Origin of the sequence: Oceaniferula spumae, from assembly GCF_042849255.1 — a bacterium.
In the GTDB taxonomy this organism is placed as follows: domain Bacteria; phylum Verrucomicrobiota; class Verrucomicrobiia; order Verrucomicrobiales; family Akkermansiaceae; genus Oceaniferula; species Oceaniferula spumae.
In genome coordinates, this window is the sequence record NZ_AP026866.1 from 2638287 (window position 1) to 2664012 (window position 25726).

At 54.1% G+C, this 25726-nt stretch carries 18 protein-coding genes; 11 read left to right on the plus strand and 7 right to left on the minus strand.

Translation table 11 applies throughout. The annotated features are described in order from the left end of the window. The first annotated feature begins 164 nt into the window (after positions 1 to 164). Positions 165 to 3428 carry a sulfatase-like hydrolase/transferase gene (locus ACSPJT_RS10910; RefSeq protein WP_435892582.1) on the plus strand — a complete coding sequence of 1088 codons (3264 nt, stop codon included), beginning with the start codon at positions 165 to 167 and terminating at the stop codon, positions 3426 to 3428. A 27-nt stretch (positions 3429 to 3455) separates the two neighbouring features. Further along, complete coding sequence (locus ACSPJT_RS10915; RefSeq protein ID WP_435892583.1) at positions 3456 to 5171, plus strand: MbnP family protein; 1716 nt, start codon at positions 3456 to 3458, stop codon at positions 5169 to 5171. A gap of 103 nt (positions 5172 to 5274) precedes the next feature. On the opposite strand, the gene ACSPJT_RS10920 is transcribed toward ACSPJT_RS10915, so the two are convergent. The 3 genes from ACSPJT_RS10920 to ACSPJT_RS10930 form a co-directional block, all read right to left on the minus strand. After that, complete coding sequence (locus tag ACSPJT_RS10920; protein ID WP_435892584.1) at positions 5275 to 5910, minus strand: PEP-CTERM sorting domain-containing protein; 636 nt, start codon at positions 5908 to 5910, stop codon at positions 5275 to 5277. A 105-nt stretch (positions 5911 to 6015) separates the two neighbouring features. Continuing rightward, on the minus strand, positions 6016 to 6738 hold the full coding sequence (locus tag ACSPJT_RS10925) for a LamG-like jellyroll fold domain-containing protein (protein ID WP_435892585.1): 723 nt from the start codon (positions 6736 to 6738) through the stop codon (positions 6016 to 6018). An 83-nt stretch (positions 6739 to 6821) separates the two neighbouring features. Beyond that, positions 6822 to 9848 (minus strand): polysaccharide lyase family 8 super-sandwich domain-containing protein, encoded by a 3027-nt coding sequence (locus tag ACSPJT_RS10930; protein WP_435892586.1) that lies wholly within the window; start codon positions 9846 to 9848, stop codon positions 6822 to 6824. A gap of 212 nt (positions 9849 to 10060) precedes the next feature. Between ACSPJT_RS10930 and ACSPJT_RS10935 the strand changes: the two genes are divergently transcribed. Further along, positions 10061 to 12304: a glycoside hydrolase family 88 protein gene (locus tag ACSPJT_RS10935; RefSeq protein WP_435892587.1), complete on the plus strand. Its 2244-nt coding sequence runs from the start codon at positions 10061 to 10063 to the stop codon at positions 12302 to 12304. Here ACSPJT_RS10935 and ACSPJT_RS10940 read toward each other — a convergent pair whose 3' ends face one another. After that, positions 12305 to 12658 carry a cupin domain-containing protein gene (locus ACSPJT_RS10940; protein WP_435892588.1) on the minus strand — a complete coding sequence of 118 codons (354 nt, stop codon included), beginning with the start codon at positions 12656 to 12658 and terminating at the stop codon, positions 12305 to 12307. 211 nt (positions 12659 to 12869) lie between these two features. Between ACSPJT_RS10940 and ACSPJT_RS10945 the strand changes: the two genes are divergently transcribed. The 4 genes from ACSPJT_RS10945 to ACSPJT_RS10960 all read left to right on the plus strand — a co-directional run bounded on the left by ACSPJT_RS10945 (position 12870) and on the right by ACSPJT_RS10960 (position 17688). Beyond that, the gene (locus ACSPJT_RS10945; RefSeq protein ID WP_435892589.1) at positions 12870 to 13550 is read left to right on the plus strand and encodes a PEP-CTERM sorting domain-containing protein; all 681 of its coding nucleotides are present in this window, start codon (positions 12870 to 12872) and stop codon (positions 13548 to 13550) included. An 81-nt stretch (positions 13551 to 13631) separates the two neighbouring features. After that, positions 13632 to 16949 carry a sulfatase-like hydrolase/transferase gene (locus ACSPJT_RS10950; protein ID WP_435892590.1) on the plus strand — a complete coding sequence of 1106 codons (3318 nt, stop codon included), beginning with the start codon at positions 13632 to 13634 and terminating at the stop codon, positions 16947 to 16949. A gap of 42 nt (positions 16950 to 16991) precedes the next feature. Next, on the plus strand, positions 16992 to 17162 hold the full coding sequence (locus tag ACSPJT_RS10955) for a CPXCG motif-containing cysteine-rich protein (RefSeq protein WP_435892591.1): 171 nt from the start codon (positions 16992 to 16994) through the stop codon (positions 17160 to 17162). Continuing rightward, positions 17155 to 17688, plus strand: a complete 534-nt coding sequence (locus tag ACSPJT_RS10960) for a hypothetical protein (protein ID WP_435892592.1) — start codon at positions 17155 to 17157, stop codon at positions 17686 to 17688. The genes ACSPJT_RS10955 and ACSPJT_RS10960 overlap by 8 nt, the downstream gene beginning before the upstream one ends. A gap of 103 nt (positions 17689 to 17791) precedes the next feature. On the opposite strand, the gene ACSPJT_RS10965 is transcribed toward ACSPJT_RS10960, so the two are convergent. Continuing rightward, positions 17792 to 18997, minus strand: coding sequence for an MFS transporter (locus ACSPJT_RS10965; protein WP_435892593.1), 1206 nt, complete (start codon positions 18995 to 18997; stop codon positions 17792 to 17794). Positions 18998 to 19294: 297 nt separating this feature from the next. On the opposite strand from ACSPJT_RS10965, the gene ACSPJT_RS10970 reads away from it, so the two are divergent. Then, on the plus strand, positions 19295 to 20020 hold the full coding sequence (locus tag ACSPJT_RS10970; protein WP_435892594.1) for a putative 4-mercaptohistidine N1-methyltransferase: 726 nt from the start codon (positions 19295 to 19297) through the stop codon (positions 20018 to 20020). Here ACSPJT_RS10970 and ACSPJT_RS10975 read toward each other — a convergent pair whose 3' ends face one another. After that, complete coding sequence (locus tag ACSPJT_RS10975; RefSeq protein ID WP_435892595.1) at positions 20021 to 21478, minus strand: sulfatase family protein; 1458 nt, start codon at positions 21476 to 21478, stop codon at positions 20021 to 20023. 420 nt (positions 21479 to 21898) lie between these two features. On the opposite strand from ACSPJT_RS10975, the gene ACSPJT_RS10980 reads away from it, so the two are divergent. Together ACSPJT_RS10980 and ACSPJT_RS10985 are read left to right on the plus strand one after the other, a co-directional pair. Beyond that, a complete protein-coding gene (locus tag ACSPJT_RS10980; RefSeq protein ID WP_435892596.1) occupies positions 21899 to 23008 on the plus strand; it encodes an acyl-CoA desaturase in 1110 nt (369 codons plus the stop codon). Positions 23009 to 23228: 220 nt separating this feature from the next. Further along, positions 23229 to 23627, plus strand: a complete 399-nt coding sequence (locus ACSPJT_RS10985; RefSeq protein WP_435892597.1) for a hypothetical protein — start codon at positions 23229 to 23231, stop codon at positions 23625 to 23627. A 29-nt stretch (positions 23628 to 23656) separates the two neighbouring features. Here the strand turns inward: ACSPJT_RS10985 and ACSPJT_RS10990 are convergent, their stop codons facing one another. Continuing rightward, a complete protein-coding gene (locus ACSPJT_RS10990; protein ID WP_435892598.1) occupies positions 23657 to 24052 on the minus strand; it encodes a hypothetical protein in 396 nt (131 codons plus the stop codon). Positions 24053 to 24330: 278 nt separating this feature from the next. Here ACSPJT_RS10990 and ACSPJT_RS10995 point away from each other — a divergent pair, with 278 nt between their 5' ends. After that, entirely contained in the window at positions 24331 to 25635 is a 1305-nt protein-coding gene (locus ACSPJT_RS10995) for a class I SAM-dependent RNA methyltransferase (RefSeq protein ID WP_435892599.1), read from the plus strand. Positions 25636 to 25726: the final 91 nt, after the last annotated feature.

Below are 25726 nucleotides of genomic sequence, written 5' to 3' on the forward strand. Positions count from 1 at the left end.
TCCGTGATCTTAGGAAAACCCGCCATTATAATTCTAACGACTGTTTATAGCGGCAGCTGGCTACTGCGATCACGGCCAGCTCGACTTTACAGAGTCTTAACGAAACTTTGAACCTTCACCTTTGTTCCATGGGTGTCACTAAGATAAGATACCAGCCTTTCACTATGAGATCATTTTTAGCATTCCTCCTCCTGACATCAGTCACTTCCGCAGGACCTATTTCTTCATCATGGTTCACGGATTTCTCGGGACAATACGCACGGGTTTATCCCACCACGGCTGAAGAATCGGCAGGAGTCGCCCGCACCACTTGGGACCACCCCACTGGCAATGATCAGCTCGCTCCTACTTATGCCGGTGTCAGTGAAATTTCCACCACCGCTACCGATCTCTACATCCGCACTTCTGGGCTGGCTTTTCAAGTTATGGGACCGTGGTATTTAAACGAAGCGAAAACCAACCTCTTTCCCAACTATCCTGGCAACATCGCCCAGTCAGCACGTTTTCCGCTGACGCCGGTGATCCAGGGCTTACCTAAAACTCTGACACCGGGCGGCGCGATCGGCTATTTTGTCGATGGTGTGGCGATGTTCGATTCCCGAGACGCCTTTTCCTACAGTCTGAACCTAGGACGTGACGCCGGTCCGGGCGATGTTCCGAACCGAGGCGATGGCATCTGGAACAGAGATGCTTATGTCAATGAATCCGTCACCTTTGATCCCGCCAACTCGCACTCAGCTGGTGAGACATTGCATTACCACGCGAACCCAGCGGCACTTCGTAATCTGTTAGGAGATTCCGTGGACTATGATCCGAGCACAAATACCTACACAGAGAATCCAAACGGCAAGCACTCGCCAATCCTTGCATGGACCTTTGATGGCCTTCCCCTCTACGGCCCTTACGGATATTCCGATCCGTTAGATTCAGCCAGTGGTGTGCGCCGGATGATCTCTGGCTATCAAATGCGCGACGGCTCTAATGGATCGACCAATCTCGCTGCCACCGGGCGCACCACTCTCCCCACATGGATCACCCGCAATGAGAGCGCACGCAACAATCCTCTCACCATCCAACAATACGGTCCTGCCGTTAACGCCACTTACACGCTCGGCCGCTACCTCGAAGATTACGATTACAAAGGCGACCGCGGACTGACTCATGGTGTTGATTTCGATCTCAATGAATACAATGTGCGCTGGTGTGTGACGCCGGAGTTTCCAGCAGGGACATGGGCTTATTTTTCCTGTATTGCAGCAGATGGCACGCCCGTCTTTCCCTATAACATCAGTCGCTATTACTACGGCACTCCATCGGGAGGAAATGTGAACAATCTGCCTGCGGAACGCACCATTATCTTCGAAGGCGGACCGGAAGCCAAGCAACAGTTAGAAACACCAGAAGTCTCTGGCGGGGATGTCACCATCACCTGGTCCGGTGCCGAGGGAGGAACTTACCGGATTGAGCATAGTGATGATTTGGAAAATTGGAAACTGCTCGATGATGAGAGTAAAAACGACGAGGGATCGTATGGATCGCTCACCGATGCTGGCCGGGCTGTGGAGCCACGTCAATTTTACCGCTCACAGCTGACTTCGATCGCTCCTTTTGACGATGCAGGATTCGACTACGCCCAACCTCAGTTCGCCACCTTCTCCGCTACATTTTCTCCCCTACCACCACTTTCTGAGATCACGAGTGTAACTGTCGGCGGCCTCAGTGCGACCATTCTCGGATCTAACAATGGTAAACTGGAACTCTCCTTTGACGACGCATCACTCGCTCCGGCAAGTTACAATGCGGTCCTTACTTACACTCCATCTGGGGGTTCCTCCACGCAGCTGACATCCACCAATGCCTACACCATAGCACCGCCGCGTAACATTCTGCTTCTCATTCTGGACGACTGGGGAATCGACTCCAGCCCAATAGATAACCAAGGCAATCTCAATGCCTCCCTTCCCTCAATGCCCAATCTTGAAACGCTCGCCGCGCGTGGTGTCCGATTCACCAATGCCTATGCCCAACCAGTTTGTTCTCCCACTCGAGCCAGCATCATCACAGGTCGCTACGGAATTCGTAATGGAGTCGGCCACCCGACTTCTAACACCCTCGCTACCAGTGAAGTCACACTGCCTGAGGTTTTCACCGCGCAGTCATCCGGTTATAGTTTGGCATCGTTCGGGAAATGGCACCTTGGTGGAGGAAATGATGGCCCGTCGACTCTCGGCGGATGGCCGGAATTCCGTGGAATCCTCGGCGGCGGAGTAGGCAACTACTACAACTGGAGTAAAACAATCAACGGCACGACCACCGCAGGGAACACCACTTACACCACCACCGACCAGGTGAATGACGCCGTCAATTTTATCAATGCCCAAGGTAGCACACCGTGGTTTGTCTGGATCGGATTCAATGCTCCCCATACGCCCTTTCACAACCCACCGGCGCACTTGAAAAGCAGCCCGGATTACCCTGTCGATGCCAACAATGAGATCACGGGCGTGGCAAACCGACGACCTGCCTACAATGCCGCGCTGCAAGCCCTCGATACCGAAATCGGACGACTGCTCGAATCGGTCGACCTCTCTAACACCAACATCATTCTCATCGGTGACAACGGCACCCCCGGCCAAGTGATACAATCCCCATTTTCTAACGGACACGCCAAGGACACGCTCTACCAAGGAGGCATTCACGTTCCTTTAGTGATCGCCGGGCCGGATGTAGAGATTTGCGGCACCAGCAAGAAACAAGTCCACTGCGTCGATCTTTTCTCCACCATTCTCGACCTCGCCAGACTAACAGAGCCTAGCGGCGTCGATCTCGATTCCCAGAGTCTCCTCCCCATTCTCAAGGGCCGCGATGTAGCCAGCAGGGCAGTCGTTTCAGAGCGGTTCAACAGTGGCAGTGCTGGCGACGGAAGATCCATCATCCTCGCAGAATACCCGGACTACAAACTCATAGCCTTCGGCGATCCCACCGATGGAAACGATGCCACCACTTACGAGATGTATCAGATTTCCAGCGACACCGATGAGCAAACTCCACTGGCCGTTCCCCCCGTCTCCACCGATCTGCATTACGCCGCCTACATGGCACTCATCGCCAAGGATCTGGCAATCGGCCCGCCACCCGGCGCTGGAACAGTGCTCTATCTGGAACTTCCCACCACCGGAGGACCATCAGGTGCTCCGCCAAATCCAGCCAGCTCTCCGGATACGATCACGGTCAATGGCACCACAGCCACGTTCGTTGCCCGATTCAATCAATCCGATGTTTATGATCAATACTGGGTCAAATGCACCGTGCCTGCGAGCCTGCAAGCACCATACACCACAGCCACCATCACATTTCCTAACAATCCTAACACCGGAGACACCCGTGTTTTCACAATCGACGGCACCAAGATCTTCACCGCTCCTTGAACTTGAGCTAAGATCCATTCCATCAGCATGTTGAAAATTGCCCAAGCGTTCTTGCTAGCTACCCAAACTGTTTGGGTTCAGGCAGCCGCTCTGCACCTCGATTTCCATCACGAAATCGAAGGCCGAAAGCTGATGGCTGACTCTCTCCGCTACCAAAACTCTAGCAGCGAAACCTTCGCCGTCACCCGACTCGCCTGGCTGGCCACCGACTTCTCAGTAACCACTGCCAGCGGAGAAATCATCCCAGTTCAAAACTCCACCGCCTTTATCCCCACCCAAGGCAGCACCATCACGCTACCGAAGCTCCCTGCGGGGAAAATCACCGCCGTCTCCTTCCACATCGGCCCTGACCAGAAAGCCAACCACTCTGACCCAGCCAGCTACAAAGCCAACCACCCGCTGAACCCCAACGTCAACAAACTCCATTGGGACTGGCAGGGAGGCTACATCTTTCTCGCCCTCGAAGGCCACTGGCGCGCTGATGACAAATCACTCCCCGGCGGATACGCCTACCATTTCGCGCGCGATCCTAACCGGACCAAAATCACCCTCCCTATCGATCTCGATCTGCAAACGGAATCCCGCGTCGGTATCGCGCTGGACCCACAGAAACTTCTTACCGGTCTCTCCTTTGCCAAAAACGGCAACACCACCCACTCCGCCGAGGGGGACGCAGTTGCGACTCAATTAAAAACCAATCTCCAGACCGCATTCCGCATCACCGATGTTAGACAAGGAGGCATTCCCATGCCACCCAACCCACCAGATCCGATCGACCTTCCAGCCAACCCCCAAGGCTACCCCATCACCATCCCCAAGCACATCCCACTGCCACCACTCCCCAGTGATAATCCGATTTTGCGCAGCCGCGTCTCCCTAGGTGAAAAACTGTTCAACGATCCCAAACTCTCACGCACCAACGCCATCTCCTGCGCTTCCTGCCATCAAGGAAGCACCCTAACAGACTCACGCCAATTCAGCCCGGGCGTCGATGGAAAAAACGGCCCACGCCACGCCATGCCGCTGTTCAATCTCGCATGGAAAGACACCTTTTTCTGGGACGGCCGTGCGTCGTCTCTGCGAGCCCAAGCACTCATCCCCATCGAGGATCACTTGGAAATGGCTGAGTCACTGGATAAGGTCGTGGTCAAGCTGAAGTCGGACCCCAGCTACCCGCCGCTGTTTGCCGCCGCTTTTGGATCAGGAAAAATCAGCGCAGAAAACATTGGCCTTGCCATAGAAAACTTTCTCCTAACAAGGCTCAGCCTGCACTCGAAACTCGATCAATCCGTGAAAGGAAAAGCCACTCTTACCGCAGAAGAGCAACGCGGATTCGAACTGTTTTTCACCGAGTCCGAACCGCGTTTGGGAAAGAGGGGTGCCGATTGTTTTCACTGCCACGGCGGTGCCCTGTTCACTGATCACTCGTTCCACAACAACGGACTCACGCCCACGGAAGATTTAGGCCTCGAAACGACCACCGGCAAGGAAAGCGATCGATACAAATTCAGCACCCCGAGCCTACGCAACATCGCCCTAACAGCTCCCTACATGCACGACGGAAGATTCAAGACTCTCGAGGAAGTCATCGATCACTATAACGCCCCACCCACCTTATCGCCCACCCTCGATCCCAACCTCGCCAAGCACCCCCAAGGCCTTGGCCTCAGCGACAGCGAAAAAGCCGATCTCATCGCATTTCTCAAAACGCTGACGGATCCTGATTTTGTCGGAAAAGAATAAGCCTTAAACGGGGACGTCGCTAGCTCTCCCAACAAAAAAAGCCTGCCCACATTTCTGTGAACAGGCATTGAAAAATTCAGGTGATCAGAAGACCTGACAGTATCTAGCGACGACGGCGGATCAGGAGAGCCAAGCCACCAAGACCAAGAAGAGCTGTGGAGGAGGGCTCTGGGACAGCTAAGCGAAGCTCGGCACCGCCTGTTACGTCATTATTTCCACTGTTTGGAGCTTCATCGAATTCGATGTAAAAATAACGCCCGTCGATGGGAGTGGCCAGTTTGTAATCGGTGAAGATATCGCTGGCAGTGGTAAAGTTGAGACTCACGGTAGCATCGGCAGGTCCGGCCGGTGTGTTCAGTGAGGTGAATGGAGTGGTAGTACTGGCCCATATACGAGCGGTCGTATTTTTGTCCCGGTTTTGGTTCGTATTGAATTGTCTTTGGGCATAGACCAAGTTGGTGATGGTATAGCTTTTATCGAGTTCAAATTCCAGACGTGGTCCGTTCGGGGCTGTGCCGTTTGCTGCCGCCCATGAACGCCCTTCATCTGCTCCACTCCCCGGATCGCCACCAATTGCAATCGTCTGATCGAAAAGTTTGTCGACGGTGAAATTCGGATTAACGCCAGGGCTGCCGGTGACGCTCGTATAGAGAGAACCATCGGGAGAAATGATGATTGTGGCGTTTGCTGTTGCCGCAGCGATTCCGAATAGAACAAGGGAAACCAGTGATTTTTTCATAGTGGGATTGTGTGAAGCTTTGAGTTACAAAATAATTGACCGAGAAACACTTACAAGTGGAATATGTGATTTATGCCTATGGCTGTCCACATATGGAATTCGCTCTTAACGACGGCGGCGAAGCAAGAGTGCGAGTCCACCTAGGCCTAGGAGGGCTGTAGAGGATGGCTCTGGAATGGTGGTGGTATTGAAGATCTGCACTTCGTCGATGCCAGCATCGATGAATCTGTTATCCGCGCCGACTCGTCCGGCAATCCGGATGTCGTTCAGGGTGAATGCGGCTGCACCGGTATAGGTGGATGTCCCTTGGACAGTACCATCAACACTGTAGGTAAAGAGGGCATCTGCACCAGAGGTAGCTCCCGTCAATAAAAGCTCGTGCCAATTTCCGTCCTGTAATCCGTTGGTTGTCCCACTTATCGATGCGTCGCCGAATAAAGCAATCGTGCCACTGGCACCGGACCTTTCTAAGAAGTGCGCACCTCCGTTACTGTCAGTGAATGCGAGAAAGTCATCAAAGTTGGTGCCCCCCGAGGCGGCATCATTGACATAGAGTCGGATGGCGAAACTTCCAAGCACGATGGCGTCACCAGAGACATTCACATTGACCGCATCAGAGCCTGCCACATTACCTCCGTCGAAGTCGGCATACGAACCAGACTGCCCGCCTGCGGTGATGGTGGGAGTGCCCTGTACCGTGGCGACAGCTGCACCCGTACCAGAGTTTGCTGTTGAGTTTACATCGAAGGTGTAATGGTAAAGCAAAGCAGCTTGTGTCGATGTAGCCAGTACGACGGTGGCGGTTAGAAGTGGAAGTGCTGTTTTCATGTCTCTATAGAAGAAAGGTTTAGTATCTCGTAAAAAAATATGAACATGTCGATGGTCTGTCCATCACAATAAAATTCATCGGTCTACTTCCGCTTCCCTAGAAGCTTGGCCACGATGGCGATAGCCACAATGAGCAGTCCTGCAATGATCCAGCGGTAATTTGCAAGCGGGGATGCAGGCCTTTCTGATTCCTTGGCTGGGGCGGCCGCTTCTTTGGCCGATGAGTCTTTTACCTCTGTTTCTGCCTCCGTGTTAGAAAGCGGTTTGGGTTTCTTGAGGCGGATGATGACGGACTCGCCGTGGAGGACTGGCACGGTGAGCTGGGTGCTGCCGTCTTTTGTTTCGAGGGTGGCGGGGGATGATTCATCGGCTGAGGTGAGTTCACCGTTGAGGGTGATGGTGACGGGCTGCGGCTCTTTGGCCTGGAGGCGGGCGTCCGGATTGGTGAGGCTGACTGTGAAATGGTCGGCGTGCTCGGCGATCATGACGAGGCAGGGCTGGGCGACGGATTTCAGGGTGCGGTCGGTCGGGAGCTCGGCTTCTTTCTGGAAGATGACGTAGCCGGTGGTGTTAGACGGGGCATCGTGAACGATGTGGGCGGTGGCGTCTTTTTTGAGGACTTGGTAAGGCTGCTTGGCGGTGAATGATTTCAGGTCTTCGTCGGTGGGCTGGACTAGCACGGCGTATTCGTAGGCGGCGTCTTTGGGGTTCTTGCCGTGTTCGATCCAGGCGGTGGAATACTTACCGGTGGTGTCTTTGGTGTCGTTGTTGTTGCGCGATTTTTGCTCGCTGATGCGGAGATGGACGGGGGTTTCTGCAGGGGTGATGTAGGCGTTTCCGTAGGGATCGATGAGGGTGGCGGCTTGGGTTTCGTCTCGGGTGATCGCTTGATCGGCAAGTGTTAGAGACTCGCCGTTGAGCTGGGTGGTTGAGTGCTCGGCGGTGAGGAATTTCTGGAAGAGATTCGTGCGGACTGGGTAATCGACGCCGGAGATGGAGATGTTAGAACCGAGGCAGATGATGCGGTTGTCGAAACAGAACCATGTTTTCAGAGCTGTTAGATTGTCGGGCTTCGGAGCCTGCTTGGGGTCGGCAGCGAGGTTGCGGACGATGTTGTGGGTGAAGTTGGTATTAAAAGTGAAGGCGAACAATCCGTTGTGGCCGTTGGTGAGGCCGCCTACGAATATTTCACCGCTCTTGGGATTCCGTGAGCCGTTGCCATTGGCGATGCCTTTGATGGGACAGTGAATGGTGGTGGCTCCTTCGATGGCAGTCCAATCGTAGCCTTCATCAGGGCGAGTGCCGGAGCCGAGTACGGTGGGCAGTTCCTTGGGATGGGTGAGGAGTTCGAGCTGGCCCATGGACATGTAGAGGCCGTGGCGGTTGGCATTGGCGTAGCTTTCGCCGGAGCCGGCGTATTTCGAGTAGGCTTTGATGCCAGCTAACCAGTCGTCACGGCGGTGGACTGCTAGGGCGGCGGATGGCATGGTGAAATTTCCGTTAGGCGAGGCGGCGGGTGTGATGTCTGCGTAGGCGGGGTTCTTGGCATGGTTGCCAGCCAGACGGAGAAAGTTGGACATCAGGTAGGGGTCCGGTTTCCCATCGTTGTATGGCGCATAGGCTTCTGCTAGATTTTTGATGGTGCCGGTGGGCGCTCCTTGAGTGCCGGCGGCGTTGCGCCCGTTGAGTGACCAGAGTGTGGTGCGCCCGCTATACCAGATCATGGCTTCGACGGCGTTGCGGATGGAGTCGAGGCTTTTGCGGGGGACTGGCATGCCGCATCTGGAAAGCACGGCGGCCAGCCATGAGGCGTCGTTCATACCCATGGAGCCGTAGGCGTAGTAGTGGAATCCGTGGTGGAAAATACCGCCGTCTGGTTCGATCGAGACGATGAGTTGTTTGCCGAAGGCGTCGCGGAATTGGTTCACGTGATGCCAGCGGACAACCGGATCCCCGTGGGTGAGGGCGATGCGCATCAGGCGCGCGGCTTCGTTGTGGAAGTAGTCCATGGAGACGTGGTGGTTGTCACCGAAAATGTGATCGTCGTAGCTGTAGGACCATTTGAGGTAGTCGATGGATGTCTTGAGGTTGCCGTGTTCCTTGAGAGGTCCGCGCATCTTGGTGATGGCATCGACGTAGAGGCGGCCGCCGTAGTTGTTGACCTTGCCGATGGAGCCGTTGACGACGAGTCCTTGCTCCTGCATCCAGTCGTTGACGGTGTGGAAGCAGGTGGCGAGTTCCTTGCGCATTTCCGGATCGGCGCACCTAAGCCAATCGTTGGCGATGCTGTTGAGGAAGCCGAAATTTTTATAGTGGTTTTTGACCGGATTGCCGTGTTGCAGTCCTTGGTCTTGGATGGATTTTTTTAGGCTGGCGACGCGTTTTTCCCAATGCTCACGCTTGATGTTGGGGTTGGGGTCCGGGTTGAAGATTTTGAAGATGGCGTCGACCTTGGCGAGGTCTTCGGCGGTGGGTGCCGGGAGTTTTGAGAAATCGTGAACCGCTGGTTCCCAAGACTGGGTGATCGGGCCTCTGGCATCGCGGAAGTCGCGCGGGTCGTTGAAGAAGATGGCATCGAAGTAGGCGGTGTTCTCGCCAGTGACGCCGTGCGCGGAGATGCGGAAGTTATCGAGCTTGTCTTTGAGCTTCCCGTTGACCCATTTGAGTTTGGAATTCCATGAGTAGTGGAAGACTGGCTTCTGCCAGCCGACATGCACCAGTGGAACTTCGAAGGTGGCGGCTGTTTCCTCACCGGCACGGATTTCCACGAGTAGGTGGCCGGGGCCTTTTTGGGCGAGATAGAGGGGGAAGATGACGGCCGAGCGAGAGTAGTTTCCGTAGCCAGTCCACACGTTGACATTCCCCAGCGGGCCGGTCTTGACCGTGAAGGCATCGCCATTTTTAAAATCCCACTTCAACGCCTTGCTGCCATCGAGGATATGATCGCCAGAGACGCTAAGTTTTCCTCCCTGAGCAGCGAAGTTTTCCGGCACCCCGGTCTCAAATGATGCGACGATTCCAGAAGCTCCTTTTTTTTCATCCCCATGGGCAACACCACTGCAGATAAGGGTAAGCGCGGGCAGGAGGGCGAGGGTGGTCTTGATCTTCATCGGGTGTGGTAAATTGAAGTAATTAGGTGATTTGATGCACCCTATACTTCGTTGTTTGGTAAATTTGTCGGGGAAAGAATGATATCCTAGGTTTTTGGCGAGATATTCTGGCGACTGTTCACATATGGAATTTGTCGCTGACATTCATCTTATCACTTGTAACCATAGCAGGAACAGCGAGTCTAGATCACTCAATAACAACCATGCATCTCATGTATAAAAAGCGCGCACTTCTTCCGTCACTGATCGTCTTCGCCACGGCAACATGCCCCCTCTTTGCTCAGGAACAAGAGGCCCCTGTGAAAGAGGCGCCAGCAGTCACGGAACCAGCGACACCCGCCTTTTCCAGCGAGCTCAACACTAAATCCATCCTCAAGGTAGCCAACGCCGCCGCCGACTGGCAACTTGCCAATCCCTACGAGAGAAAAGACTGGGATTGGACCGAAGGCGCGCTCTGGACTGGCCTTCTGGCACATGCACAAACCACCGGCGATGAGAAATATTACCAAGCCTTGCTCAAGGTCTCAGACGATCTCAATTACCAGCTCGGACCGCGCCACGGCTTCGGGGACGACCACTGCGTAGGACAGCTACACCTCTGGCATTACCTACGTGACGAACTCCCCCACCAGATCGCTCCGACTCGTGAAGTCATGGATCACTTCGTCGCCCGCCCCCATGATGAATCCCTGTTTTGGGTGAACCACGTTCACATGCGCGAATGGGCCTGGTGTGATGCCCTCTACATGTCACCAGCCACACTCGCGATGCTCCACGCCGCCACCGGCGATGAAAAGTATCTGCGTAAAATGGACACTCTCTGGTGGAAAACATCCGACTACCTCTACGACGTGAAAAGTCATCTCTACTGGCGCGACTCCAAGTATTTCGAAAGCAAGGAAGCCAACGGCGAAAAGGTATTCTGGTCGCGTGGAAACGGCTGGGTCTTCGCCGGCCTCTGCCACGTGCTGCAATACATGCCACACGACCACCCGACGCGCCCGAAATACATCAAGCAGTTCAAGGAAATGGCCGCCAAACTCAAGAGCATCCAGCAGAAAGACGGCTCGTGGCATGCATCATTGTTAGATCCGGAGAGCTTCCCTGTTCCAGAATCTTCCGGCACCGCCTTTTTCACCTACGGATTCCTCTGGGGCATCAACAACGGCATTCTCCCTGCCGCCGAATACAAACAACCTGCCATTCGCGGTTGGCAGCGACTTGTTAGAAATGTTCACGCTGACGGCAAACTCGGATACGTGCAACCCATTGGTCAGGATCCCAAGTTAGTCACCTATGATGAATCCGCAGTTTACGGTGTCGGTGGATTCCTCCTCTGCGCTCACGAACTACACAAACACCTCATTCTATCCGAAGCCAAATCGGCCACCTTCACTGCCAATAGCCCAAGCTCTTTCCCACGCCTGAACGAAGTCATCGAAATGGATTGGAAAAAGGCAGCCTCTCTGGTGCCAAGTCTGACCACCAAGAACGCCGCCGTTCGCGATGCAGTGACCGGCTACTTCCTGCCCACCCAAGTCGTCGATAACAACGGCGACGGAAAACCAGACACCCTCCTTTTCAAAGCCAGCTTCAGCCCCAAGGAGAGTCGTCAGTTCCAGCTACTCGCCTGCGGAAAAGACCAACCCAAACACCGCAACAACATGCTGCTCGCACGTTTTGTTCCCGAGCGCAAAGACGATTTCGTCTGGGAGAACGACCGCATCGCCTACCGCGCCTACGGCCCAGCCCTCGCCGTTGAAAACGCCCGTGGCGGCATCGATGTCTGGACCAAGTCCGTACGTCGATCCATCGCCAACGAGTGGTATAAAAAGGACGACTACCACACCAACAACGGCACCGGCCTCGACGGCTACAAGGTAGGCGATACCCTCGGCTGCGGTGGCCTCGGTTACCTCGATGCCAAAGGCAAACTCCACACCAGCCCTGTGTTCGCTACACACAAAGTGTTAGAAAGCGGCCCGCTCCGTCTCAAGTTCCAACTCAGCTACAAACCGGTGGAAATTGGCGATGCCAAAGTTTCCGAAGTCCGCACCATCACCATGCTCGCAGGCGACCACCACTTCACTGTGGAATCCAGCTTCAAAGTAGAAGGTGATGCCAAGGGCATCAGACCTGTTTGCGGTCTCGCTGTTAGAAAACCCACCAAACGACCCTCCTTCGAAAGCGGTCACTTCATGGCCTACCAAGACCCCATCATCGCCGAGACAGAAGGACCGATCACCACTTTCCTTCTCAACGATGACAAGGGAGCTAACAAACGTCCTGCGAAGAAAAACAACCTCACGGAAATCATCGCCGACGACCTCTCGAAACCCGTGCGTTACGAAGCCGGTGCCGTGTGGCAGAAAGTGGACGCTCCCAGCGACAACAACGTCAAGCTCATGCTTTACCGTATCAGCCACGAGAAACGCCACCCGATAGTCGTGAAATAATCACTCAAAATAGGTATCCTCATGCGAGTAAACTGGGGCGCAGCAGCAGAGGAAACGGATGTTCGTGATGGCGGTGATCTGATGCCATGCATTTGGCGGTATCAGAATCGCATCGTTCGGGCCAACGTGCTGTAACTCGCCATCAATCTCCATGGTGGCTTCGCCCTCCAACATGAAATAGATTTCCTCACTGAGCTTATGATAATGCCTCTGGGTTTCGCCGCCGGCAGGCAGACTGGCTTCGGCGAGACTTTGTTTTTCCACCGGGGCATTGGTGGCATCGAGAATACTGCGGATGGTGGAGCCATCGGCAGTGGTAAAGGGTTTTTGGTCGGCTAGCTGGTTGACGGTCATGTGGGTGATTAACAAGAGGTTGGTTTCGAGACAACACCTTCAGTTAAACAGCCCCCTGTTCTGAGAGGCCCCACTCAACATTGAATGGGTCAAAGTACGGCGTAGTGTAAATACCTCATCTAGATTGACATCCTAATACCTGTTCTCATGTTTGATAGGCTTTAGCAAATTCCAGCTGGTGTAAGAAACTCATACAAATCCAACACACACAATGAACAAAACACTATTTACCTTTCTCGGTTTCACCTCCATAGCCTCACTCTGCAGCACTCAAGCCGCCATCATCACATGGGGGCCTGCCACAGCCATCTCAACCTCGGCAACAAACTTCACCGATGTCTCGACAAACGGCACGCCGATTGAAGCATTCAACGCGCAATCCTTCGATCACACTCCCGTAAGCCCCGTGGTAAACGGCGTAACTTTCGTGGGAACAACCGCGCTGCTAGACGGCGATCCAAAGAATGGTGGCGCAGCCGATCTATCTTCTGCTACAAATATTGGAGATGCTGACTACGATAGCTTGTTAAGTCAGGCCGAATTCGGAGGAGGTGAATTTACCACTATTTCTGTGGGAAATGGTAATCTGGAATCCGGTAGAAGTTATGAAATCCAAATATGGTTCGTTGATGATCGCGCCGCCCATACCACCCGCACGATGGAATATGGTGACGGTCTGGGAAGCAATGTCAGTTTGAACGACCAATTCGTCATCGGCACTTTCAACGCAGATGCAACCAGTCAAGACCTGTTCCTCAATACCCTTTCTCCTGACGCTGGTTTTGGTAACACACACATCACTGCCTACCAAATTCGTCTCATTCCCGAGCCTTCCACGGCTGCCCTTCTTGGCCTTGGAGGCCTTGCATTGATTCTCCGCCGCCGGAATTAACCATAGCTCTGAGAGCTTTTCTCGCTTATACTGGCTCTCTTTTTCGTAAAGAGAGCCATTTTTTCACTCCCACTATTTCCCATGAAAATCACTGCTCCAAGACAACTGCAAAGCCTACTCGCCATCACCTGGGTCATCACCTGCATGGCCATTCTCAACGCCGCACCGATTAGCTGGGGACCGGCCACGAACACCACAGGGAAATCAGATCTCATCGAAGGAAATATCATCTACGCCTGGAGTGGGGGCACAGCAGCGACAGTCACCAATGGAGGAATCAGCGGAACCAAAAGCTACACGTTCAATGCTGTCACCTACAGCGACTTCACCTTCACACCCACAGTGACCAGTAACCCATTTGGCGATGCTTCCAGCGGCGCTGCCAGCACGGGTGATACCAACATGGACACCGTGCTTAAATCACTCACCTACACCACCAATGGAACTTCCACAGGCACCCAGACCATCGGAGGTCTGACACAGGGAACAACTTATCAGATTCAGATATTCTTCAACGACCAACGTAATACTCGATCGATGACATTTGGTGACGGCACCACCGCAGTCAACGTTTCAGGACAAGGATCAGGCTGGGGCCAACATGTCGTCGGCACATTCACCGCTGATGGCATTACGCAGCAAATCACCCATACGGCCAATAACTTCAGTAATATACACGTCAATGCTATCCTCCTTACCCAGCCAGGCCCTCCTCCTGCACCCGATGCGCCAACCAATCTGGCGGTAACTCCTGGAAACAGCAGAAATTCGCTCATATGGGACGCCAACACCCAAGTGGGCGTGCTAAATTTCCGAGTCAAACGCTCCCTTACACCGGGAGGCGGCTACACTCAGATCGGTACATCAACGAGCAACAACTACATCGATAACACAGCTGCCAATGAGACCACCTACTATTACATCGTCACCAAAGTAAATACCGCCAATGAAGAGTCTGGAAACAGTAACATCGCCAGCGGAACACCTTCCTCCTCTATTCCCATCCCTCCCAATTTTCTATTCATCATCGCCGATGACCTGGACACCTATGTCATCAATGCCTACCGCAATAGTGAACCTGTCGAACTGGATTCTAACAATAATCCTTATCACATCGATACCCCGAACATCGACCGCCTCGCCACCGAGGGCATGATCTTTCATCAGGCACGGATCATGGGATCAGACGTAGGCGCCGTCTGCACAGCCTCGCGCACCTGCATCATGAGCGGCAAAAACAGCTGGCAGCGGACTTCAGGTGTCAGCGCAGCCACTACCTTCCCCGGCATTTTTAATCGTGGTGCTCGCAGTGGAGCCGGTAACTTACCCTACGCAACTTATCGCACCTGTAAAAATGGTAACAGTTACGGCACAGCCAATGGTGAATTCACCATCGTCAATGATGCCACCAAACGTGGTAACACGGATGGAAATGGTAGTGAGTGGCATGCCGACAGAGGGTTGGAACACATCGAACACTGGCAGACCAACCATCGCCCTAACGGTAAACCCTTCCTGATGTATCTAGGTTTCTCACACCCGCATGATGAACGTAATGCACGCGAAACCCCAGACCTAACAGGCCGCTATGGCTGCTTTAATGTCACCAATCCCGTCAACATCCTAAGTGTCGACCCAGACTCACCACCGCTTCCCATCAACCATCTCGCCTGCACCCCGGCCACGTACCCGGCTCACCCATTCGATCATGGCCATCTTAATGTGCGTGATGAGGTCAATGTCCCAGGAGTTTTTGATTACCGCACCGAGGAGGTGATCCGTAACGAGATCGGCCGACAGTTCGCTTGCACGGATTGGATTGACCAGCAGCTTGGCCGTATTTTTGCGCGGTTAGAAGATCCTAACAATGATGGAGATACCTCCGATAGTGTGATGGAAAATACTTACATCATCTTCACCTCAGACCACGGCATGTCGATTGGGCGTCACGGTCTCCAAGGAAAACAAAATCTCTACGAGCACACTTGGCGCGTGCCCTATATCGTCCGTGGCCCTGGTATCGCTGCCGGCTCCGCCACAGATGCCTTGGTTTACCTCCACGATACCTTCCCCACCCTCTGCGAGCTCGCCGGTCTTGCCATCCCAAACACCATCGACAGCAACGATGGTCAGAGTTTCAAAGACGTGCTCGAAGGCAACACCTCCAGCCACCGCACCTACCATTACGGACTTTACGCCGGCGGCGCCAAACCTGGTATGAGATCCATTACCGACGGCCGTTTTAAGCTCATCAAGTATGACGTTGGCAACAATGCCACTCAGGTCACCCAGCTCTTTGACCTCCAGGAAAACCCCTTCGAGCTACTGCCTGAACACGGTCAACCCAACTTGGCTAACCAGACGGCATACGCTTCCGTTAGGCAAAGGCTTGAAGACGAACTCACACGGCAACGACTTGAAAATGCGGACCCCTTCGCCATGCTGGGTGATCGCACGCTACTACGATTTGAAAACAATCTAAACGACAGCCTGCCCTACGGAAATGGCGGAACCTACCATAATAGCAGCGGCTCAACCTCGCCAGTGTTTTCCCCAGCCGTGCCCAACTCCACGGACTATGTGTTAGGGGCGGAGAACACTGGATCTCTCGATTTCGAACAGGACGATCAAAACTACGTGCAAGTCGCGGATAACCGTGCCCTCGACTTCGGCAACAACCCCTTCACCATCGAGGCCTGGGTGAAACTCGAGACCATGCCCACCGGCGACAATCAGGCGAGCACCATGCCTCTCGTCATGAAAAAGCTGACCAATACTAGCGACGCAGCCCTCGATTACATGTTCCTCGCCGCTGCGGGTAGCTATGGCAACGCCACCAGCTTCAACAAGCTCGCATTGCACCTCGGCTCAGCCATCATCACGTCCACGCTGGCCATCCCTGACACCAATTGGCACCACATCAGCGTCGCTTTTAACCCCAATACCAACACGGTTCGGTTTACCCTAGATGATCAGAGTGATACCCAGACCACCAACGCCACCGGCACTTCGAATAGTGGCCCTCTGATTATCGGCGCCCACTTCAATTCCTCCGGAAACATCGACTCCGCCTTCGATGGTCTCATTGATGAGCTCAGTATCACTGATGGATTTTTGGCCACCAGCGAACTACAGCCCCTGACCGCCGTCGTTACACTTGACGAGTTCCAGATCACAGAAACTGCCATCAGCACCGACGGCACAAAAATCACCCTCACCTTCGACTCCACAGATACGCGCCTCTTCACCGTGCAGCGATCCTACACCCTAGAGCCTAACAGCTGGGTGGATGTCCGCAGCTTTGTTCCCGGCGCAAGCAGTGCCAGCGAAACCACCGTCGCAGATATCACCGTCGATACCACCAAGCCAAAGGCATTTTATCGCGTGATCATGGAGTAGTCACAGGTTGACGATCGGTGGTAGGAACCGCAGATTACTGAAGTGGAAACAACGTCCGTCACCTGTCCGTCCTGCTTCGAGTCCTTCGAAGTGGCACTGCCTCCCACCAGCGAATGTCCGTGTGAGGTGGACTACGATTGCGAAGTCTGCTGTCGCCCGATGGTGATCAGTTTCTCCGATGGCTATGCCGATGCCCGAAGCCTCGATGACTGAACGCCTCCATCTCCCCGACCGCGAAAGCTGCCCGTTTCTGCCACCGGCGGATCGGGTGTTAGGCCCTGGCGACTCGAAACGTCGCCGTGGTGAAGACGACTATTTCCTCACCTGCCTAACCTGTGCCCAGTCGCTCTGGCTTCAAGGGAAACCCGCCCAAGCATTGCTACAGCTCAACCACGCACTGTCTCTCGACACTGAAACCTTCACACCATGGCCGCTTCCGTATCAGGCGAAGGTCTGGCTGTTCACCCGCCGACACGAGGAAGGGTTTCTTGGCAATCCGGTGCGCCATTACCAGCACCTCGCCAGTCGCATGAGCGGACCTAACAGCGAACTGCGCAGCTGGCGCGCATGGGTATGTTTTCATCTAGCGGAAAGTTTGCTACCTGCTGATGAATTCCCCAGAGATGAGCAGCAGATTGAAAGAGAGGGTTTGGAAATTCCGGATATTGATCAGACGATGAGCAATCTGGAAAAACTCGCTACGATAGAAGAAATACAGCTGATCCAAAAGCTACTTTGATGGAACGAGAGTAGGACAAGTTTGCAACTTGTCGGCAGGCTTTGGAATAATCAGGACAAGCACGAGGGGTTCACAGGGGTTGCCGACAAGTTCTAAACTTGTCCTACTTTGCCCACTCCGCTTTTAGCTCAGGCCAGAGCAGCAAGGAGGACACAAAAATCAAGATCGCGCCACCGATCGCCACGGTGCTCGGACCCAGACTCCCGGCCACTGCGAAAGCGATGATAGGCGCCAGAGTTCCTCGGAATCCGGTGAGACAGGTGTGCACACTCATGTATTCGCCCACATTTTCCTCGGTTGAAAATCGGGTCACCCACAGACTCCAGAGCACGTTTCCTCCGGATCGACCAATACCGTGCAGCGCCATGCCAATACATAGCGACATGAAGGTGCCGCCGAGGAAGTAGACTAACATCGCCAACAAGAAAAAGAGATTCACGATCACGCGCAACCGGTAGAACGGCAGTCGATCAAAGACCATCCCCCAAGGCACAATGCAGACGATAAATGCCATCATCGGTATCGTGCTGGTAATCATGCCCACGGATTTCGCCTCGAGAGCAAAGCCGTAGTCAGGGTTGGTGATGTATTCCACGAACAGCGAATAACACAGCAGATTACCCAGCCCTAACATCATCCAGGAAATCAGCAGCTTGCGAAATGCGCGATCCGTTTTCACATGTCCGAAGGCGTCAAAGAGCTGTAGCCGTTTTGTTTTTCGTAGCCGCACCCGTGCCATCGCCAGCACGCACCCTGCCATCAGAATACAACAGCCACTGTAGAACCAGAACAGTCCGTGGAAATCCCCGCCGTGGTCGGTCAGCCAGATGCCGAGGCCCAACCCAGCCGCACCAGCCACCACCGCGCGTAGCATGCCAGCGATGGAAAACAACCTGCCGCGCACTCTGTTAGGATAATGCTTTCGATAAATCTGAGACATCAACGGAATGCCCAGCATCAACATCAAGGCCGCTGCGCAAATCCCCGTCACGTAGATCGCCGCCGAATTTCCCGACATCGCCGCCGTCGCAAAGCCGGTAGCCGATGCGCCCCAGACGATCACCGAAGCCGCATTCACCGAGCAACCGAGTCTTCTAACAATCTGTACAGTAAACAGACTCAGCAAGAGCCCCACGCTGGCCGAAGCTGCGATAGCCATCTTCATCCACACCGGCACATCAAACACCGCAATCGCCACATACATCGCAAAGGTCGTGCCCGAGGTTTCGATGAACCCCTGCGGCACCGACCGCACCATTTCCCAAAGAAACGTGCGCCGTTGCTGTCCGATGTCCGCACTGTCTTCCATACCCGCGCGCAGAGAAGCGTAGCTGCCATTGATTCACAAGGGAATAGATGCAAACAGGATAATCAGAACAATCTGTTGGGTATCTCAAATAAACGATGGTAGGGCAGATTGGCCTCAATCTGCCGGATCGAAGCGAACAGCCTTTGCTGAAATAGGGATGATCCAACAGCTTCGGTATCATTAATCCCTCCCGAGCGGTGAATAGTGTAGCCCTGCAGATTGAGGCCAATCTGCCCTACCGATCAAAGATCGCCTTATCCCTTGATTCTTGGCTCTGGATTCTTGAGTCTGTCCCCCATGGCCGATGTCTACGAATCCGATCAACTGCTCAGCGAGTATCTTCTCATGCATTACGGCCCTGACGACGAGTTGATGCCATGGGGCTTCGGACCGAAGGATGCGATCGGATTTCCTGCGCGCACGGTGGCGTACTTCCCTGAGGAAAAGTGTGACCGCGCGCTCGATCTAGGCTGTGCCGTCGGTCGATCAAGTTTTGAACTCAGCCAGCGTGCGGACGAAGTGATAGGGATCGATTTCTCGCAAAACTTTATCGATGCGGCGGAGACGATTCGTCGTGAGGGGAAAATCGACTACCACATGTTAGACACCGGCTCACAGACCCGCCCCGCCACCGCCAGCTTGCCTGCTCGTTCACAGGCTGACCATGTTAGATTTCTTCAAGGCGATGCCATGAACTTGCCCGATGACCTCGGCAGCTTCGACCGCGTGCACGCCGCCAACCTGATCTGCCGGCTTCCCGAGCCGTTAAAACTTTTGAACCGACTCCCTGACCTTGTCCGGCCCGGTGGTATGCTTGTGCTCGCCACTCCTTGCACCTGGCTCGATAGCTTCACGCCGCCTGAGAACCAACCCAAGGAGGATACTTTCAGCTGGTTAAAGAGCCAACTGGAAGGAGACTTTGAACTCACGGGTCGTCACGACGAACCCTTCCTCATCAGGGAAACGGCGCGTAAGTTTCAGTGGACGGTGTCACTGGTAAGCGTCTGGAAGCGCAAGGCTTGATCAGCGCGAACGACCGGACTTTTTGTAACGGTCCAGAGTCGTCTGCAGCATTTCGACCACCTCAGGATGCTCCTGCGCGATGTTTTTGCTCTCCTTGAGGTCAGCCTCCATATCATACAGCTGCACCCCTTTTTTTCCGGGGATGAGTTTCCATTTTCCTTTGCGTATGGCGAAGTTTCCGCCGATGTCATGGTTCACCACCAGCGGTCTGTTAGGTAGTGTCTTTGCCTTGCCAGTGATCAGGGGCAGGATGCTGAAGCTGTCTTCGGCGGTATTTTCCGGCAGCTTGATATCGAGGATCTCGGCGGTCGTTGCCATGAAGTCGGTCAGTCCAACTACATCCGCACAAGTCGAGCCGGGCTCCACTTTCCCCGGCCAGCGCACAATCATCGGCACGCGGTGGCCGCCATCAGCAATCTGGGCTTTGTGCCCCTTGAGGTGCTTGCGTAGATCCACTCCGTGTTTTTCCAGGAGCTTGAATTTGGCGCCCGCAGGGGCCGTGCCGTTGTCGGTGGAGAAGATCACCAGCGTCTTGTCCGCTACTCCGGCATCATCGAGGGCTTTCATGATCTGGCCGACCACGGCGTCCGTCTCCATAACGAAGTCACAGTAAGCATCGATCCCGCTCTTCCCCTGCCATTCTTTACTGGGCGAGATAGGCGTGTGCGGTGAGGTCATTGGCACGTAGAGGAAAAACGGCTTGTCGTTCTTGGCTGCAGACGTGATCCACTCGACCGATTTTTCCCCCAACGTCGGGAGTATGTTTTCCAATTTCCACCCTGGTAGCATCAGGCCATCATGACCAAACATGCTCTTAGGCTTCATCACGCTGGGGATCCCGACGGTCTTGCCATTTTCCATAAAGAGGTAGGGTGCCATGTTGGGTAAATCGACACCGAACCAGTAGTCAAAGCCGTGGCTGTTAGGTCCGCCGGTTGTTGTTTTGCTGAAGTCGATTTTCGCTTGCGCCTCCTTGACACGCTTGGTGCCTTCGTTCCGGCTGAACATGTTGTCGGAGTCCTTGAGATCAGCGTTCGCCAGTTTGCCATCACTGTCGTACCAGTTCAGCCCCAGGTGCCACTTGCCGACCATTGCCGTGCTGTAGCCTTCCTTTTTCAACATCTCCGCTACGGTGATTCGGTCATCCTCTATCAAAGGTCTCGCGTAGTCCCATAGGACTGATCTTTTCAATCTTGAACGCCAACAGTAGCGCCCTGTTAGAAGGGAGTAACGCGTGGGAGTACAGACTGCCGATCCAGAATGGGCATCGGTGAAGTTCATGCCTTGGGCGGCTAGCTTATCGATGTGCGGTGTTTTTAGAGGTCCCATCGCGGGATTGTTGACGGAGATAGAGTCATAACCCATGTCATCGGCGAGGATGAAAACGATGTTGGGCTTTTCCTTAGCGGAGAGCGTGGTTGCGAGTGCCAGGCTCGCCAATATTAGTTTGGTGATCATTATTAAATATGTGGAGTCATGCTAGAGGCTGGGATGATTCCCTCACAAGCTGATTTTCCATGATCATCGCCTAACCCACTCATCGACAAACCTCCATCCCTGCTGATTTTCGGCTAACAGCACTCAATCATCACCTCAAAACTCAACAAAACTTCCGTGCATTTGGCTTTTTTTGATAAAAAATAGTAGCTTTTCTGCGATCCAATTCGACACTGTGAACGGTTATGGACAGGGGGTTTCGTCTTTAAATATTGTTTGAAACACGGTTTGCGCGAAGGGCTTATGTCCGATCCAAGTCTTGACCCAAGTCAACAACCAGTGTAGAGAAGCGCCCACTTCTGGCAAAGAACCGGAACGCCCCTTTTCACCCCTAGATTACCCCCGCCCCGCATCTAATTTTCTACAACCTATTCAAACATTATGCTTCGCATCCCATTTAATCGAGTCAACTGGATCACCAGTATCTTCCTGATTGTTACGGCGTTGACTGCTGTAACTGCAGTGCCGATCTACCTTTGGCACTACGGAATCGACTGGTTCCAGGCCGGTATGTTCTTCTTCTATGCCACCATCACCACGATGAGCATCACCCTCGGTTACCACCGCCTCTTCTCCCACCTTGCTTTCAAAGCCAAGTGGCCGGTGAAATTCACCACTCTCGTTTTCGGCGCCTGTGCCTTCGAGAACTCCTGCCTTGATTGGACCGCAGATCACCGTCTGCACCACAAGCACGTCGACCACGACGATGATCCTTACGATATTTCCAAAGGCTTCATGTGGGCCCACATCGGCTGGCTGATGTTCAAGCTCAAGCCTGAGCCACCAATGGACAACGTCAACGATCTGAAAAAAGACAAGCTCGTCATGTGGCAGCACAAATGGGTGCACCTCATCGGTCTTGTTGTCGGTCTCGTCATTCCTACCGCTCTTGGTTACCTCTGGAACGGCTCAGCAGGCGCACTCGGCGGCTTCCTTCTTTCCGGTATCCTCCGCATCGTTTGTGTTCAGCACTGCACCTTCTTCATCAACTCGCTCTGCCACACCATCGGCAAGCGCCCATACAACACTGAGAACTCCGCTCGTGACTCAGCCATCATGGCCGTCTTCACCTGCGGTGAGGGCTACCACAACTACCACCACGCATTCCAGCACGACTACCGTAACGGCGTGAAGCCATGGCAGTTCGACCCCACCAAGTGGATGATCTGGCTGCTTTCCAAAGTTGGCCTCACCAGCAACCTCCGCACCGTTTCCGATGAGAAAATCCTCCTCGCTGAAATGCGCGAAGCTCGCCGCCAGGCCGACCAACGCCTAGCCGCCATCGGTGAGACCACTCCTATCTCAGAAAAAGCCACCGAGATGCTGCACGGTTTCTCCCAGCGCCTCAGCGAGAGCTACGCCGAGCTTGAAACCGCCATTTCCAATAAAGTGGAAGTCTCCCGCAAAGCCATGAACCAATGGCAGCAAGAGACACGCGAGCTGGTTCGCCACATCTCCAGCATGAAGCGTCTGCCTAAGCAATCCGCTTAAGTCAGACGAGATCGGGCAAGCTGCTCGTTTCAACTAATTCATTTCCAAACAAGCGATCGGTCATCCGGTCGCTTGTTTTTTTATGTCCGAAGCCCACAACCTCTCGCGCTCCTTTGCACTTCCGCTGTTCATGTCTTCGTGTTGTTTTCAGATTTTCCGAGTTGCCAGCCCGTCATCGCCACCCTATGAGTGTCAGTCACATCGCACCTGATCCCACGGAATGAAGAAACTCACCACCTCGCTCATGCTCACCGGTATTGCCGGTTTCTCTGCTTTGCTGTCATCTTGCGCTGACAAGCCCAAGGAAGAAGAGGCTGCCAAACCTGTGGAACAACCTAAGGTGGTCGCGAAACCTGTCGCGCCAGCCCCGGCACCTGTCGAGGAAGTGAACCCCACCGCAGCCTTCCGCACGCCTAGCGATGATACCAATTTACCCACAGCCGAGCAATTAGCCGACGGCGCGGAATCCTCCATCGGCACTGGAAGCCAGAAAGTCACGGTTCCCAATACCCAGCCGAGCACTGCGATCAAGCCGCCCAGTGCCGCTGTTGCGCCTCCTGCCAAGTCACCACCTGCGACCGCTTCCACTAAGGAAGACGATCTCGCACCAGCCGAGTAGGCCGTTTACGGTCGATTACTGGGATCTATTCAGTATCCCACCCGCACTGACCAGCCACTTCCGTGGTAAGTGCCGCGGAACCCCCAGCGGGAGCGATGACCGCTGTGGTAGCCATGATGCCGATGGTGTCCGTGGTAACCACCGTAGTAGTGGCCAGCATAACCACTGTAGTAATAAGGCGAGTAACCGGAATACCAACTGCTTCTTGAACGGTGGTAAACACGATCATTATAATTGCCGGTCCGCTGTGCCTCCAGGCGTTCGATCTCGCGCTTTTTCCAGTCGGGAACAAAGGGCTTTTTCTCTTCAACAGCCTGGGTAATTTTCACCACTTTTCCGGAAGCATCATACCACACGTCCTTGTCCGCCCAGGCCAATGGAGCGGAAAGTAACAAAACGGCGGGAATGACGCGGAGAATTTTCATAGCGATATAATCTACACCCACCCGACGATCCGGCAAAGCTCCGATGCAGAAAATTCCACTGAACCGGTCAAACCGTGGCTATTGACCGCGAAAAATTGCGAAATGCACGAAAGCAAGACTTGGCTAGATATTTCATTTTGGAACCACGGAACACACCGAGGATTCAACAATCGACTTCCGTGTATTCAGTGGGTTCCGTGTTTTTTTAGCGGTTAAAAATCTAGTCCCCGCATCACTTTGGTATTTGGTTTTTGGAAATTGGAACTTAAACACACAGCATGCGTCAGCCGAAGAAATTCAAAGCCTACCCCTTCGATTACCATCAGGAAATCGAGGTCGAGATCTCTGCCCTCAGTAATCTGGGTATCGGTATTGCCCGCGTCAAAGTGGAACCAGAGGATGTTGGCTTCACTTCCGATATCCCCGGCGTCGGCAGCAAGCGCGCAGAAAGCGAAGGCTGGGTTGTCTTCATTCCCTCCGTTCTCCCCGGCGAAAAAGTTCGCGCCCGTGTCTTCCGCAACGATAAATCCCACAGTCAGGCCGACCTCATCGAGGTCCTCGAGCCATCGCCTGACCGACTCGATCCCAAGTGTCCCCTGTTCGGAAAATGCGGCGGCTGCCAGTACCAGCACCTCTCCTACGAAAAGCAGCTGAAATGGAAAACCCGCCAGGTGGAAGAACTTCTCAAGCACATGGCCGGTGTGGAAACCGAATGCTCCCCCGCCATTCCCTCACCGAAAGAGTGGGGTTACCGGTCAAAGATCACCCCGCACTTCAAACGCCCGCGCGATGGCAAAATCGGCGATATCGGATTTCTGTTAGCCGGTCAGCGCAGCCACCTCGTGGACGTGCCGCAGTGCCCGATCGCCATGGACGTGATCAACAGGGAGCTGCCTCGCATCCGTGAAGAAACCCGTGCCAATGCCAAGGCCTACAAAAAAGACGCCACCCTGCTGCTGCGTGCTACCGAAGGCCGTGTGGAAACCAACCATCGCAACCCGATTTCCGAGACCGTACGTGTGGACGATCGCGATGGCGGTCGCGACATCACCTTCCACTTCCTCGCTGGAGACTTCTTCCAGAACAATCCCTTCATCCTGCCCGCCTTCACCGGCTACGTCGCCGAGCAAGCGTCAGCTGGCGGCGCGAAATACCTGGTCGATGCCTACTGTGGCTCCGGCCTCTTCTCCCTCTGTCTCGCCCACAAGTTCGTGCAAGTCGCCGGCGTGGAAGTCAGTGAAACGGCAGCCGACTGGGCAAGCCGCAATGCCCAGCTCAACAACATCGAGAACACCACCTTCCTCGCCTCCAGCGCCGAAGCCATTTTCGCCGACATCACCTTCCCAGCAAACGAGACCGCTGTCGTCATTGATCCCCCGCGCAAAGGTTGCAACGAAGAATTCCTCACCCAGCTCTTCGCCTTCAGCCCCAGCAAGGTCGTTTACGTATCCTGCAACCCCGCGACCCAAATGCGCGACCTCAAGGAGTTCCTAACAGCTGGTTACAAACTCACCGCCGTGCAGCCCTTCGATTTGTTTCCGCAGACTAGGCATTTGGAATGTGTGATTGTGTTAGAGAAATAGAGTTGAAAAACCAGACCTGGCACGTGCCAATACTTAAGCCCCTTGCCTTTTATAGAGCAGATATTTATTCTATTTACAATAAAACCTATTG